The sequence below is a fragment of the Streptomyces sp. A012304 genome (genome assembly GCF_026008495.1).
Classification (GTDB): domain Bacteria; phylum Actinomycetota; class Actinomycetes; order Streptomycetales; family Streptomycetaceae; genus Streptomyces.
The window spans coordinates 1-13,741 of the sequence record NZ_BQUN01000057.1 but is presented as its reverse complement, the minus strand read 5'-3'; the positions used below and the strand labels follow the sequence as shown (position 1 = coordinate 13,741).

Sequence of the window (13,741 nt, the reverse complement as noted above, 5' to 3'; positions counted from 1 at the left end):
GGGTGCGGACGGCGCATGACGGCGGGGGCGTCCTGCGGTTAAGGTCGCTGCGGCGCGACTGGCCCCGATGTGCGCGGGCCCGGAGAGCAAGGGGATGGCAAGGTGGCGGACGCTGCAGCGCAGGACACCCGCAGGGTGCTCGTGGCCGCGGACAAGTTCAAGGGGTCGCTGACGGCCGTGCAGGTCGCCCAGCGGGTGACGGCGGGACTGCGCCGGGTCGTACCGGACGTCGAGATCGAGGCGCTCCCGGTCGCCGACGGCGGCGACGGCACGGTCGACGCGGCGGTCGCGGCCGGTTTCGAACGCCGTGAGGTACGGGTCGCCGGGCCCCTCGGCCAGGAGGTCACCGCGGCGTTCGCGCTGCGCGGCGACACCGCGGTCGTGGAGATGGCCGAGGCGAGCGGACTGCAACGGCTCCCGGGCGGTGTCTTCGCGCCCCTCACGGCCTCCACGTACGGCTCCGGAGAGCTGCTGCGCGCCGCGCTGGACGCGGGGGTGCGCACGATCGTGTTCGGGGTCGGCGGCAGCGCCACCACGGACGGCGGCGCGGGCATGCTGTCCGCGCTGGGCGCGCGTCTCCTGGACGAGGACGGCGAGCCGGTCGCCCCGGGCGGCGGCGGTCTCGCCGCGCTGGCCCGCGCGGACCTCTCCGGCCTCGACCCCCGGCTGGCCGACGTCGAGCTGGTCCTCGCGAGTGACGTCGACAACCCGCTGACCGGCCCGAAGGGCGCCCCGGCGGTGTACGGGCCGCAGAAGGGCGCCTCCCCGGACGACGTCGAGACGCTGGACGCGGCCCTCGCGCACTACGCCAAGGTCCTGGAGGCGGCGGTCGGCCCGAAGGCCGCGGAGTACGCCGCCTCGCCGGGCGCGGGCGCGGCGGGCGGCATCGGCTACGGCGCCCTGCTCCTCGGCGCCCGGTTCCGCGCCGGCATCGCGGTCATGCTCGACGTGCTGGGCTTCGCGCCGGCCCTGGAGCGGGCCTCCCTGGTCATCACCGGTGAAGGTTCGCTCGACGAGCAGACCCTGCACGGCAAGGCGCCCGCGGGCGTCGCGGCGGCCGCGCGGGCGGCCGGCAAGGAGGTCGTCGCGGTGTGCGGCCGGCTCGCCCTGCCGCCGGAGGCGCTCGGCCGGGCCGGCATCCGGCGGGCGTACCCGCTGACGGACGTCGAGCCGGACGTCACGCGGTGCATCGCGGAGGCCGGCCCCATCCTGGAGCGGGTGGCCGAACGCATCGGCCGGGACTTCCTGACCTGATCCCGGACCCGCCTCGCGACACCGATCGGCGCGTCACACCCCGCCGGCGCCCGAGAACCAGCCCCACTCAGCACCGAAGCGGGCCTCCGGGAGCGCGGCTCCCGGTGACCCCGACCCAGGCGCAGGCCACCGGGCGTGGCGGGGCCTGGGGGCGCGGTCCCCGGGGATCCCCGCCCTGGCGCAGGCCGCCGGGCATGGCGGGTCTGGGGCGCGGTCCTCATGGAGGCCCGCCCTGGCGTAGGCCGTCGGCAATGCGGGGTCTGGGGGCGCGGTCCCCGGGGATCCCCCCCCGCCCTGGCGCAGGCCGCCGGGCGCGCCGGGGTCTGGGGTGCGGCCCTCAGGGATGCCTGCCCCTGCCCAGGCGCCGCCGGGCATGGCGGGGTTTGGGGGCTCGGTTCCCGGGATGCCAGCCCAGACGCAGGCCGCCGGGCGTGGCGGGGGTCTGGGCGGCGCGGTCCCCGGGGAGCCCCACCCTGGCGCAGGCCGCCCGGCAATGCGGGGTCTGGGGTGCGGTCCTCAGGGTGCCCTGCTCTGGTGCAGGCCGCTGGGCGTGGGGGGCTAGGAGTGCGGGTCCCCGGGGATACCAGCCCTGGCGCAGGCGGCAATGCGGAGTCTGTCCTCAGGGATGCCTGCCCAGGCCCAGGCGCCGCCGGGCACGGCCGGGTTTGGGGGCGCGGCTCCCGGGGATGCCGGCCCAGGCGCAGGCCGCCGGGCGTGGCGGGGGGCTGGGGGGCGTGGCCCCCAGGGGCGCCCGCCCCGGCACAGGGGGCCTGACATGCCAAGGGCCCCGGACCAACCCGGTCCGGGGCCCTTCGCGGCGGAGCGCTACGGCAGCTGGGCCGCTCGCGCCTCCCGCCGGTTGTCGCGGAAGTTGTTCACCCGGCGGGCCGTGGCGAACAGCGGGATGACCGCGCCCATGACCAGCTGCAGCGCGCAGCCCGTCTGGAGCAGCAGCTGGCCGCTGGGGGCGTCGAACGCCCAGCCGGCCAGCAGGCCCATCGACAGCACGATCCAGGCGAGCATCGCGCCGGCGAGGCGGCCCCGCGGCTTCGGGTACTCGACCCTGCTCACCATCAGCCAGGCGGTGCCGAGGATGGCGAGGAGCGTGGCCACGAAGGGCAGCTCCAGCAGCACGATCGAGACCACCGTGAGCGCGCCGAACGGGGAGGGCATGCCCTGGAACATGCCGTCCTTCATGGTCACGCAGGAGAATCTCGCGAGCCTGAGCACCACCGCCAGCAGGACGACGATCGCGCCGACCGCCGCCACCCGCTGGTGGGCGTCGTCGGCGACCATTCCGTAGACCAGGACGAAGTACGCCGGCGCCAGGCCGAAGCTGATCAGGTCCGAGAGGTTGTCCAGCTCCGCGCCCATCGGGGAGGAGCGCAGCTTCCTCGCCACGAGGCCGTCGAAGAGGTCGAAGACCGCCGCGCACAGCATCAGGATGACCGCCGTGGCCGCGCTGTGGCGGGCCATGCCGGACTCCTGGCTGCCGGTGAGGTGCGGGATCAGGATGCCGGTGGTGGTGAAGTACACCGCCATGAAGCCGCACGTGGCGTTGCCGAGGGTGAGGGTGTCCGCTATCGACAGCCGGAGGGAGAGGGGCATCTCCTCCTCTTCGTCCGCCTCGTCGGCCTCGGGCACCCAGCCCGTCTGTGTCTCAGGGTCAATCACGGTCAATGCGAGTCACCCCAGCCACGGTCTTCTGCCCGACCTCGACCGCGACCTCCACACCCTCGGGCAGGTAGATGTCGACGCGCGAGCCGAAGCGGATGAGACCGATCCGCTCGCCCTGCTCGACCTTGGTGCCCTGGGGGATGTACGGGACGATACGGCGGGCGACGGCGCCGGCGATCTGGATCATCTCGATGTCGCCGAGCTCGGTGTCGAAGTGCCAGACGACGCGCTCGTTGTTCTCGCTCTCCTTGTTGAACGCCGGCACGAACCCGCCCGGGATGTGCTCGACGGACGTCACCGTGCCGGCCAGCGGCGCGCGGTTGACGTGGACGTTGAGCGGGCTCATGAAGATCGCGACCCGGGTCCGTCCGTCCTTCCACGGCATGATGCTCTGCACCACACCGTCGGCGGGGGAGATGACCCGGCCCGACGCGATCTCACGCTCGGGGTCGCGGAAGAACCACAGCATCCCCGCCGCCAGAGCGGTGGCAGGTACGGCGACGGCCTTGGCGGCGCCCGAGCGGCGGGCCCGGAGCAGGCTGACGGCTGCGGTGGCGACGGTCGGCAGAAGCCACGGCGATGCTCCGCGCGCGAGGCGTGCGCCTACCAGGCTGTCGCGGTGTGCAGAGGTTTGGCTGTGGGGCATGGATGACCTTCGTAGCGGATGATGCCGCGCTTCGACGGGGGGACGGCGGCTTTCCGCGATGGTAGCGGTTCGGGGCCACAACTGGGTAAGTCAGGAAGCCGAGTCGGCTGCTGAACCGAGATGACGGGGTGTGATCTTCTTCTCGAAGAAAACACCCCGAACCCGGACATCTAACCCTGGAACCGGTACTCCTCCAGTAGCCTGCGCCCGATGATCATTTTCTGGATTTCGGCGGTACCTTCACCGATCAGCAGCATCGGGGCCTCCCGGTAGAGGCGCTCGATCTCGTACTCCTTGGAGAAGCCGTAGCCGCCGTGGATCCTGAAGGAGTCCTCCACGACCTCCTTGCAGTACTCGGAGGCGAGGTACTTCGCCATCCCAGCCTCAAGGTCGTTTCGTTCCCCGGAGTCCTTTTTGCGAGCCGCGTTCACCATCATGGCATGCGCCGCCTCGACCTTGGTAGCCATCTCCGCGAGCTTGAACTGGATCGCCTGGTGCTGGGCGATCGGCTTCCCGAACGTGTGACGCTGCTGCGCGTACTGGACACCCAGTTCGAACGCACGCTGCGCGACACCGCAGCCACGCGCCGCGACGTTGACCCGGCCGACCTCCACGCCGTCCATCATCTGGTAAAAGCCCCGCCCGGTGACCCCGCCGAGCACCCGATCGGCGGGAACCCGCAGGCCGTCCATGATGAGCTCGGTCGTGTCGACGCCCTTGTAGCCCATCTTGTCGATCTTGCCGGGGATGGTCAGGCCCGGGCGGACCTCGCCGAAGCCCGGCTCCTTCTCGATCAGGAAGGTCGTCATCGACTTGTGCGGCGCGGTCCCCTCGGGGTGTCCTTCGTCACTTCTGACCAGGACGGCCACCAGGGACGACGTACCGCCGTTCGTCAGCCACATCTTCTGACCGTTCAGGACGTACTCGTCGCCGTCCTTCACCGCCTTCGACGTGATCGCCGACACATCGGAGCCCAGGCCCGGCTCCGACATCGAGAACGCGCCCCGGATGTCGCCGGCCGCCATCCTCGGCAGGAAGTGGTCCTTCTGCTCCTGGGTGCCGTGCTGCTTGAGCATGTACGCCACGATGAAGTGGGTGTTGATGATGCCGGAGACGGACATCCAGCCCCGGGCGATCTCCTCGACGCACAGCGCGTACGTCAGCAGCGACTCGCCCAGACCCCCGTACTCCTCGGGGATCATCAGGCCGAACAGGCCCAGCTCCTTCAGGCCGTCGACGATGGCTTGCGGGTACTCGTCGCGGTGCTCCAGCTCGGTCGCGACCGGGATGATCTCCTTGTCCACGAAGTCGCGGACGGTGGAGAGGATCTCCTGCTGGACGTCGGTCAGACCGGCGGTCTGGGCGAGTCGCGCCATGGCTACTTCTCCTGCTCCTTGAGCTCGGGGCGGCCGGGCTGCTCGCCGCCGCGCTCCTTGATGTACGTCTCGGTCGGCACCATCACCTTGCGGCGGAACACGCACACGAGCGTGCCGTCCTGCTTGTAGCCCTTGGTCTCGACGTGCACGATCCCGCGGTCGTTCTTCGACCTCGACGGCCACTTGTCGAGCACGGTCGTCTCGCCGTAGATCGTGTCGCCGTGGAAGGTCGGCGCCACGTGCCTGAGCGACTCGATCTCCAGGTTGGCGATCGCCTTGCCGGAGATGTCGGGGACCGACATGCCGAGCAGCAGCGAGTAGACGTAGTTCCCGACCACCACGTTCCTGCCGAAGTCCGTCGTGTTCTCGGCGTAGTGGGCGTCCATGTGGAGCGGGTGGTGGTTCATGGTGAGGAGACAGAACAGGTGGTCGTCGTACTCGGTGACCGTCTTGCCCGGCCAGTGCTTGTACGTCGCCCCGACCTCGAACTCCTCGTAGGTGCGTCCGAACTGCATCGCGCTCAGCGCTCCTTAGTTGTCGGGGGTCTCGAACTTGCTGGTGCGCCGCATGCCGGCCGCGCGGCCCTTGCCGGAGATGACCAGCGCCATCTTGCGGCTGGCCTCGTCGATCATTTCGTCACCGAGCATCGCCGAGCCCTTCTTGCCGCCCGCCTCGGACGTGTAGTAGTCGTACGCGTCCAGGATCAGCTCGGCGTGGTCGTAGTCCTCCTGCGACGGCGAGAAGATCTCGTTGGACGCCTCGACCTGGCCCGGGTGCAGCACCCACTTGCCGTCGAAGCCGAGCGCTGCGGCGCGGCGCGCGACCTCGCGGTAGCCGTCGACGTTGCGGATCTGCAGGTAGGGGCCGTCGATCGCCTGGAGGTTGTTGGCGCGGGCGGCCATCAGGATCTTCATCAGGATGTAGTGGTAGGCGTCCGCCGGGTAGCCGGGCGGCTGCTCGCCCACGACCAGCGACTTCATGTTGATCGACGCCATGAAGTCGGCCGGGCCGAAGATGATCGTCTCGATGCGCGGGGAGGCCTGCGCGATCTCGTTGACGTTGTTCAGGCCCTGCGCGTTCTCGATCTGCGCCTCGATGCCGATCCGGCCGACCTCGAAGCCCATCGTCTTCTCGATCTGCGTCAGCAGCAGGTCCAGGGCGACGACCTGCTGGGCGTCCTGCACCTTCGGCAGCATGATGCAGTCCAGGTTCTGGCCCGCCCCCTCGACGACCGTGACGACATCGCGGTACGTCCACTCGGTCGTCCAGTCGTTGACACGCACGACCCGCGTCTTGCCCGTCCAGTCGCCCTCGTTGAGGAACTTGACGATGGTGTGCCGTGCCTCGGGCTTGGCGAGCGGCGCGCACGCGTCCTCCAGGTCCAGGAAGACCTGGTCCGCGGGGAGGCCCTGCGCCTTCTCCAGGAAGCGGGGGTTCGAGCCCGGCACGGCCAGGCAGGAACGCCGCGGACGGAGGCGGTTGACGGGGCTGGTCATGCGGGGACCTCCAGGGGGTCGAGCTTGTTCGCTTTCCGGATCTCGTCGACGATGCGGCCGATGATTCCGGTGATGTCGAAGTCCTTCGGGGTGAAGACCGCCGCCACTCCGGCTGCCCTGAGTTGCTCGGCGTCACCGTTGGGGATGATGCCACCGGCGATCACCGGTATATCTGTGGCACCGGCCACACGCAGCCGTTCGAGGACGTCCGGCACGAGCCGCGCGTGCGAGCCGGAGAGGATCGACAGGCCGACCGCGTGCACGTCCTCGGCGAGGGCCGCGTCCACGATCTGCTCGGGCGTCAGCCGGATGCCCTGGTAGACCACCTCGAAGCCGGCGTCCCGCGCGCGGACGGCGATCTGCTCGGCGCCGTTGGAGTGCCCGTCCAGGCCCGGCTTGCCGACCAGGAACCGCAGCTTGCCCACCCCCAGGTCCGCCGCCGTCAGGTCGACCCTGCGGCGCACCTCGGACAGGGCCGAGCCCGCCTCGGCGGCCACGGCGACCGGGGCGGAGGAGACCCCCGTGGGCGCCCGGAACTCGCCGAACACCTCCCGCAGCGCGCCCGCCCACTCACCGGTCGTCACGCCGGCCCGGGCGCAGTCCAGAGTGGCCTCCATGAGGTTGTCGGTGCCCTTGGCGGCCTCCTTCAGCCGCTCCAGCGCCTTGCAGGGGCGCGGGTGGTTGAAGGGCGGCTGGTAGCGGGTGTCCCGCCAGTTCTGGAGCGAGGCGATGACGCGGGCCTCGACGGCCGGGTCCACGGTCTGGATCGCCGTGTCCAGATCGGCCGTCAGCGGGTTCGGCTCGGTCGTCTCGAAGATGTTGACGCCGATGATCTTCTCCTGGCCCGACTCGATCCGGGCCCGGCGCTCCGCGTGCGAGGCGACGAGCTGGGCCTTGAGGTAGCCGGACTCGACGGCGGCCATCGCGCCGCCCATCTCCTGGATCCGCTCGATCTCCGCGAGCGACTCCTCGACCAGCTCGCCCACCTTCGCCTCGATCACCTTCGAGCCCTCGAAGATGTCGTCGTACTCCAGCAGGTCGCTCTCGTGGGCGAGGACCTGCTGGATGCGCAGCGACCACTGCTGGTCCCACGGGCGGGGCAGGCCGAGCGCCTCGTTCCAGGCGGGGAGCTGGACGGCACGCGCGCGTGCGTCCTTCGACAGGGTCACGGCCAGCATCTCCAGGACGATCCGCTGGACGTTGTTCTCCGGCTGCGCCTCGGTCAGGCCGAGGGAGTTGACCTGGACGCCGTAGCGGAAGCGGCGGTGCTTGGGGTCCTGGATGCCGTACCGCTCACGGGTGACGCGGTCCCAGATGCGGCCGAAGGCGCGCATCTTGCACATCTCCTCGATGAAGCGTACGCCCGCGTTCACGAAGAAGGAGATCCGGCCGACGACGTCGCCCATGCGCTCCTGCGGCACCTGGCCGGAGTCACGCACCGCGTCGAGCACGGCGATCGCGGTGGACATCGCGTACGCGATCTCCTGGACCGGCGTGGCGCCCGCCTCCTGCAGGTGGTAGCTGCAGATGTTGATCGGGTTCCACTTCGGGATGTGGGAGACCGTGTACGCGATCATGTCCGTCGTCAGACGGAGGGAGGGCCCGGGCGGGAAGACATGCGTCCCGCGCGACAGGTACTCCTTCACGATGTCGTTCTGGGTCGTGCCCTGGAGCTTGGTGATGTCCGCGCCCTGCTCCTCCGCGACGACCTGGTAGAGCGCCAGCAGCCACATGGCGGTGGCGTTGATGGTCATCGAGGTGTTCATCTGCTCCAGGGGGATGTCCTGGAACAGCCTGCGCATGTCGCCGACGTGCGCGATCGGCACGCCGACCCGGCCGACCTCACCGCGGGCGAGGATGTGGTCGGAGTCGTAGCCGGTCTGTGTCGGCAGGTCGAACGCCACCGACAGACCCGTCTGGCCCTTGGCGAGGTTGCGCCGGTACAGCTCGTTGGACGCCTCGGCCGTGGAGTGACCGGCGTACGTGCGCATCAGCCACGGCCGGTCCTTCTGACGCTCAGTCATCTATGACCTCGGGTGTCCTCAGATGTTGCGGAAGCGGTTGATGGCGTCGATGTGCTTGGCGCGCTTCTCCTGGTCGCGCACGCCGAGCCCCTCCTCGGGCGCCATGCACAGGACGCCGACCTTGCCCTGGTGGAGGTTGCGGTGCACGTCGTAGGCGGCCTGGCCGGTCTCCTCCAGGGAGTAGACCTTCGACAGCGTCGGGTGGATCTTGCCCTTCGCGATGAGCCGATTGGCCTCCCAGGCCTCGCGGTAGTTTGCGAAGTGCGAGCCGATGATCCGCTTCAGCGACATCCACAGGTAGCGGTTGTCGTACTCGTGGTTGTAGCCGGACGTCGAGGCGCAGGTGACGATGGTGCCGCCCTTGCGGGTGACGTAGACGGAGGCGCCGAAGGTCTCGCGGCCCGGGTGCTCGAAGACGATGTCGACGTCCTCGCCGCCGGTCAGCTCGCGGATGCGCTTGCCGAAGCGCTTCCACTCCTTGGGTTCCTGGGTGTGCTCGTCCTTCCAGAACTTGTAGTCCTCGGCGGTGCGGTCGATGATCGCCTCCGCGCCCATGGACCGGCAGATCTCCGCCTTCTGCTCGCTGGAGACGACACAGATCGGGTTGGCGCCGCCGGCGAGGGCGAACTGGGTGGCGTAGCTGCCGAGTCCGCCGCTCGCGCCCCAGATGAGGACGTTGTCGCCCTGCTTCATGCCGGCGCCGTTGCGGGAGACCAGCTGCCGGTAGGCGGTGGAGTTGACCAGGCCCGGGGCGGCGGCCTCCTCCCAGCTGAGGTGGTCCGGCTTCGGCATCAGCTGGTTGGACTTGACCAGCGCGATCTCGGCGAGTCCGCCGAAGTTGGTCTCGAAGCCCCAGATGCGCTGCTCCGGGTCGAGCATCGTGTCGTTGTGGCCGTCGGAGGACTCCAGCTCGACGGACAGGCAGTGGGCGACGACCTCGTCGCCCGGCTTCCAGGCGTTGACGCCCGGGCCGGTGCGCAGCACGACGCCCGCGAGGTCGGAGCCGATGATGTGGTACGGCAGGTCGTGGCGCTTGGCCAGTTCGTTGGTGCGGCCGTAGCGCTCCAGGAACCCGAAGGTGGACAGCGGCTCGAAGATCGAGGTCCACACGGAGTTGTAGTTGACCGAGGAGGCCATGACGGCCACCAGGGCCTCACCCGGACCGAGTTCCGGCAGCGGCACCTCGTCCAGGTGGATCGACTTGCGGGGGTCCTTGTCGCGGGTCGCGAGGCCCGCGAACATCTCCGTCTCGTCCTTGTGCACGGTGATCGCGCGGTACGAGTCGGGGAGCGGCAGAGCGGCGAAGTCGGCGGACGTGGAGTCCGCGGACTGGATCGCGTCCAGGATGTCCTTCACGGTCACGGTGTTGCCTCCGGCGGTGAGCGCCCTGAGGGAAGGGCGCTTGAGGGTTACGTCGGTGCTGCTGAGGGTGTGAGGTGGGCCGTCGGTTCGGCGGGTGGTGCTGTTCGGCAGCGCTTTGTGGCGCGGGAGGTTGCCTGTGACGCAGGCGTCCGGGCGCGCACTCCAAGGGGGTGCGGGGACAGCCGGCGTACGGAAGGTCTCTGCACGCCGGCCGCCCGGACACCTTCAACGTATGACACCGCGTGTCACCCCGCAAGGCACTGAGTGCCAGAACTTGCTCTCAGATGAAATCTTTACTTGACAAATGAGCGATGATCGATCGAACCAGGTCGTCATTCGGTCGGGATTCCGCGCGAAAAGGTGCCCTGACATGCCAAAACGGCCACCCGGGCGGGTGGCCGTCGTCACAGCGGGAAGGCGGGCTCAGCGCTCCTTGAGGGCCTGCTCGATGGTGCGCATCACCTCGTCCAGCGGGGCGTCGGTGCGGGCGACCGTCACCAGGACCTCGCCCTGCGCGGAGACCGCGGCGGGGGCCGGCCTCGGTGTGGCGGAGCCGGTGCGGCCGGCCCCGATGCCGGTCCCGAACGTCTTCCGCACGATCGCGAAGGCGTGGTCGAGCTGTGCCTCGACATCGCCCTGGCCGCCGGCCCGCAGCCAGCGCCGCAGGACATGGTTGTGGGCGGTGACCACGGCCGACGCGGCGACCTCGGCCAGCAGCGGGTCGTCATTGGCGTCGTCGTCGTGGGCGTGCTCGTCGAAGTGACCGAGGAGGTAGCGGGTGAAGAGGCGCTCGTAGCGGGCCACCGACGCGATCTCCGCCTCGCGCAGGGTGGGCACCTCGCGCGTCAGCTTGTAGCGGGCGACCGAGATCTCCGGCCGGGCCGCGTACATCTTCATGACTTCCTTGATGCCGCGGCACACCGTGTCGAGCGGGTGCTCGTGCGCGGGGGCAGCGTTCAGCACCGCCTCGGCGCGGATCAGCGTGTCGTCGTGGTCGGGGAAGATCGCCTCTTCCTTGGACCGGAAGTGGCGGAAGAAGGTGCGGCGGGCGACCCCGGCCGCGGCCGCGATCTCGTCGACGGTGGTCGCCTCGTACCCCTTGGTCGCGAACAGCTCCATCGCCGCGGCCGCCAGTTCCCGGCGCATCTTGAGCCGCTGCGCCGCCGCGCGACTGCCCGCGGCACTTTCCGGGGCGTCGGGCGTGGCTGGTGTACGTGAGGACTTGGCGGGCTGGGACATGACCCGAACGTACTGCATGTGCGCAGCTCGGTGCGCATGACCGGGGTTTCCCCCGCCCGCGACGGGCGGGGGAGGGGCGGTCGGATCGAGCAGACCGCCCCAGTCCTCACCGGCTCGGAACCAGTCGCCGACGCCGTCAGCGGCGGGCATGTTCGCGGAAGCCGCGGCCGGTCTTGCGGCCGAGGCAGCCCGCGGCCACCAGATGCTCCAGCAGCGGCGCCGGAGCCAGGCCCGGGTCGCGGAACTCGCGGTGCAGGACCTGCTCGATGGCGAGGGAGACATCGAGCCCGACGACGTCCAGCAGCTCGAAGGGCCCCATCGGGTAGCCGCCGCCCAGCTTCATCGCCGCGTCGATCTCGTCGAGGGACGCGTAGTGGTCCTGCACCATCTTGATCGCGTTGTTGAGGTACGGGAACAGCAGCGCGTTCACGATGAAGCCCGCGCGGTCGCCGCAGTCCACCGCGTGCTTCTTGATCTTCCCGCAGACCTCGTGGACGGTGGCGTGCACGTCCTCGCCGGTCAGCACCGTGCGGACGACCTCGACCAGCTTCATCGCGGGCGCCGGGTTGAAGAAGTGCATGCCGATGACGTCCTGCGGGCGCGAGGTCGCCCGGGCCAGCGCGACGACCGGCAGGGACGAGGTGGTCGTGGCCAGCACCGCGCCCGGCCGGCACACCTTGTCCAGCGTCGCGAACAGCTGCCGCTTGACGTCCAGGTCCTCGGCGACCGCCTCGACCGCCAGGTCGACGTCGGCGAAGGCGTCGTAGGAACCGGCCGGGGTGATCAGGTCCAGGGTCCGCGCGGCGGCCTCCGCGGTGAGCCGGCCCTTGTCGACCGAGCGCGCCAGCGACTTGCCGATACGGGCCTTGGCGGTCTGGGCCTTCTCCTCGCTGCGGGCGGCCAGGACGACGTCGAAGCCGGCCTTGGCGAAGACCTCGGCGATACCGGAGGCCATCGTCCCGGAGCCGGCGACGCCCACGCTGCGCACCGGACGCCCGGGTGCCCCACCGCTGCCGGCGACAGGCGTCGACGCGTCCGCGACGACCGTCGCGCTGCCGGGCGCCTCGTAGGTGTAGAAGCCGCGGCCCGCCTTGCGGCCGGTCAGTCCCGCCTCGCTGAGCTGCCTGAGGATCGGCGCCGGGGCGTGCAGCCGGTCCTGGGACTCGGCGTACATGGCGTCCAGGACGGTACGGGCGGTGTCGATGCCGATCAGGTCGAGCAGGGCGAGCGGGCCCATCGGCAGACCGCAGCCCAGCCGCATCGCGGCGTCGATGTCCTCGCGGGAGGCGTACTTCGCCTCGTACATCGCGGCGGCCTGGTTGAGGTAGCCGAACAGCAGCCCGTCCGCGACGAACCCGGGGCGGTCGCCGACCGCGACCGGCTCCTTGCCGAGGTCGAGGGCGAGATCGGTGACCGCGGAGACGGCGGTCGGCGCGGTCAGCACCGAGGAGACGACCTCGACCAGTTTCATCGCCGGCGCCGGATTGAAGAAGTGCAGCCCGAGCACCCGCTCCGGGCGGGCGGAGTCGGCGGCGAGCCGGGTGACGGACAGGGCGTTGGTCCCGGTCGCCAGGACCGTCTCCGCCCGCACGATCCCGTCCAGCTCCCGGATGATCTGCTGCTTGATCTCGTACGACTCCGGCGCCACCTCGATGACGAGATCGGCGTCGGCCGCCGCGCGCAGGTCGGTGGAGGTGCGGACGCGGGCCAGGGCGTCGGCGCGCTCCGACTCGGTGAGCCGGCCGCGCTCGACGGCGCGGGCGGTGGAGGCCTCCAGGGCGGCGACGGACCGTGCGGCCTGGGCCTCGCTGATGTCGATGCCGATCACCTCGCGGCCGGCCCTGGCGAGGACCTCGGTGATGCCGGTGCCCATGGTGCCGAGGCCGACGACGGCGATCGTGCGCAGCGGGGACAGCGGGGACTGGGAGGAGGGGGACAGGGGAGTGGCCATCGCGGGACTCCAGAAATGAGGGTGACGACTGGGAACGCACCCGGGTGCGCCGGGGAGCCTACGACTCAGGCCTGGGCGCACCGGGTGCGGAAGGAGCGCGGGTGTTGTTGCCGGGCTGCGAGCGCACACGCCCGGGACCGTCGCTGCGGACGTGCACACGCCCGAGGAACGGTGATGACCGACCGGCCCTGTCCCGAGGCCGGGTCGTACTGCGGCACCTGGTGTACCGAACCGACTTTCCCCCGCCGCGATGGCTGCGTCACCAGGCCGTCGGGGCGGATTCGCGAGCGGGTGGCTCGCTCGTATGAGCTTAACCGGTGAGTAACGAGCGCGCCAGCCCCCGGTTCTGTGACGTACCCCCGGCGTCAGGAGTCGTCGTCCGGTGTGTCCCTGCGGCGGACGTGGAGGTAGACGGTGACACAGACGCTGATGCCGGCCACGCAGACCGAGGCCAGTCCGACGTACACACCGGCCAGGACCGGCTGGTCGGACACCTGCCAGATGGCCAGGCCGATGGCGGCGAGGCAGCCGGCGACCAGTGTGTAGCCGGTCGCCCGGAGGACGAGGAGACGGCGGCGCCGCCGACGGGCGGCCGCGGCGTCCCGTACGGCGGCGGCCGGTTGCCGCTCGGCGGTGTTCTTCGGTGGGGTGCCGTGGATCGCCATCGTCGTGCGCTCTCTTCTCGGGCGGGGCGGGGCGGGGGCGGGGCGCCGGGG

10 protein-coding genes and 1 pseudogene are annotated in these 13,741 nt (G+C 70.6%); 1 reads left to right on the top strand and 10 read right to left on the bottom strand.

Annotation, left to right across the window (positions count from 1 at the left end; translation table 11 throughout):
- Positions 1 to 135: 135 nt before the first annotated feature.
- The gene (locus ALMP_RS12405; protein WP_264927451.1) at positions 136 to 1,254 is read left to right on the top strand and encodes a glycerate kinase; all 1,119 of its coding nucleotides are present in this window, start codon (positions 136 to 138) and stop codon (positions 1,252 to 1,254) included.
- 825 nt (positions 1,255 to 2,079) lie between these two features.
- Here ALMP_RS12405 and pssA read toward each other — a convergent pair.
- The 10 genes and pseudogenes from pssA to ALMP_RS12355 all read right to left on the bottom strand — a co-directional run.
- Positions 2,080 to 2,898: a CDP-diacylglycerol--serine O-phosphatidyltransferase gene (gene pssA / locus ALMP_RS12400; protein ID WP_264927450.1), complete on the bottom strand. Its 819-nt coding sequence runs from the start codon at positions 2,896 to 2,898 to the stop codon at positions 2,080 to 2,082.
- A gap of 22 nt (positions 2,899 to 2,920) precedes the next feature.
- On the bottom strand, positions 2,921 to 3,577 hold the full coding sequence (locus tag ALMP_RS12395; protein ID WP_264927043.1) for a phosphatidylserine decarboxylase: 657 nt from the start codon (positions 3,575 to 3,577) through the stop codon (positions 2,921 to 2,923).
- Between the two features lie 170 nt (positions 3,578 to 3,747).
- The gene (locus ALMP_RS12390; RefSeq protein ID WP_264927041.1) at positions 3,748 to 4,953 is read right to left on the bottom strand and encodes an acyl-CoA dehydrogenase family protein; all 1,206 of its coding nucleotides are present in this window, start codon (positions 4,951 to 4,953) and stop codon (positions 3,748 to 3,750) included.
- A 2-nt stretch (positions 4,954 to 4,955) separates the two neighbouring features.
- The gene (locus tag ALMP_RS12385; protein ID WP_264927039.1) at positions 4,956 to 5,468 is read right to left on the bottom strand and encodes a MaoC family dehydratase; all 513 of its coding nucleotides are present in this window, start codon (positions 5,466 to 5,468) and stop codon (positions 4,956 to 4,958) included.
- A 15-nt stretch (positions 5,469 to 5,483) separates the two neighbouring features.
- Positions 5,484 to 6,449 carry a CoA ester lyase gene (locus tag ALMP_RS12380; RefSeq protein ID WP_264927037.1) on the bottom strand — a complete coding sequence of 322 codons (966 nt, stop codon included), beginning with the start codon at positions 6,447 to 6,449 and terminating at the stop codon, positions 5,484 to 5,486.
- Positions 6,446 to 8,473, bottom strand: a complete 2,028-nt coding sequence (locus ALMP_RS12375; protein WP_264927036.1) for a protein meaA — start codon at positions 8,471 to 8,473, stop codon at positions 6,446 to 6,448. The genes ALMP_RS12380 and ALMP_RS12375 overlap by 4 nt, the downstream gene beginning before the upstream one ends.
- An 18-nt stretch (positions 8,474 to 8,491) precedes the next feature.
- Positions 8,492 to 9,829 (bottom strand): crotonyl-CoA carboxylase/reductase, encoded by a 1,338-nt coding sequence (gene ccrA, locus ALMP_RS12370; RefSeq protein WP_264927449.1) that lies wholly within the window; start codon positions 9,827 to 9,829, stop codon positions 8,492 to 8,494.
- 429 nt (positions 9,830 to 10,258) lie between these two features.
- Positions 10,259 to 11,074 carry a TetR family transcriptional regulator gene (locus ALMP_RS12365; RefSeq protein WP_264927034.1) on the bottom strand — a complete coding sequence of 272 codons (816 nt, stop codon included), beginning with the start codon at positions 11,072 to 11,074 and terminating at the stop codon, positions 10,259 to 10,261.
- Positions 11,075 to 11,210: 136 nt separating this feature from the next.
- Positions 11,211 to 13,025, bottom strand: a complete 1,815-nt coding sequence (locus tag ALMP_RS12360; RefSeq protein WP_264927032.1) for a 3-hydroxyacyl-CoA dehydrogenase family protein — start codon at positions 13,023 to 13,025, stop codon at positions 11,211 to 11,213.
- 365 nt (positions 13,026 to 13,390) lie between these two features.
- Positions 13,391 to 13,741: pseudogene (locus tag ALMP_RS12355) on the bottom strand (hypothetical protein); the annotation flags it as partial.

Excerpts from the sequence above, each read along its gene's own strand:
- ALMP_RS12395 (WP_264927043.1), bottom strand. The coding sequence starts at position 3,577 with ATGCCCCACAGCCAAACCTCTGCACACCGCGACAGCCTGGTAGGCGCA.
- ALMP_RS12390 (WP_264927041.1), bottom strand. The coding sequence starts at position 4,953 with ATGGCGCGACTCGCCCAGACCGCCGGTCTGACCGACGTCCAGCAGGAG.
- ALMP_RS12385 (WP_264927039.1), bottom strand. The coding sequence starts at position 5,468 with ATGCAGTTCGGACGCACCTACGAGGAGTTCGAGGTCGGGGCGACGTAC.
- ALMP_RS12380 (WP_264927037.1), bottom strand. The coding sequence starts at position 6,449 with ATGACCAGCCCCGTCAACCGCCTCCGTCCGCGGCGTTCCTGCCTGGCC.
- ALMP_RS12375 (WP_264927036.1), bottom strand. The coding sequence starts at position 8,473 with ATGACTGAGCGTCAGAAGGACCGGCCGTGGCTGATGCGCACGTACGCC.
- ALMP_RS12365 (WP_264927034.1), bottom strand. The coding sequence starts at position 11,074 with ATGTCCCAGCCCGCCAAGTCCTCACGTACACCAGCCACGCCCGACGCC.
- ALMP_RS12360 (WP_264927032.1), bottom strand. The coding sequence starts at position 13,025 with ATGGCCACTCCCCTGTCCCCCTCCTCCCAGTCCCCGCTGTCCCCGCTG.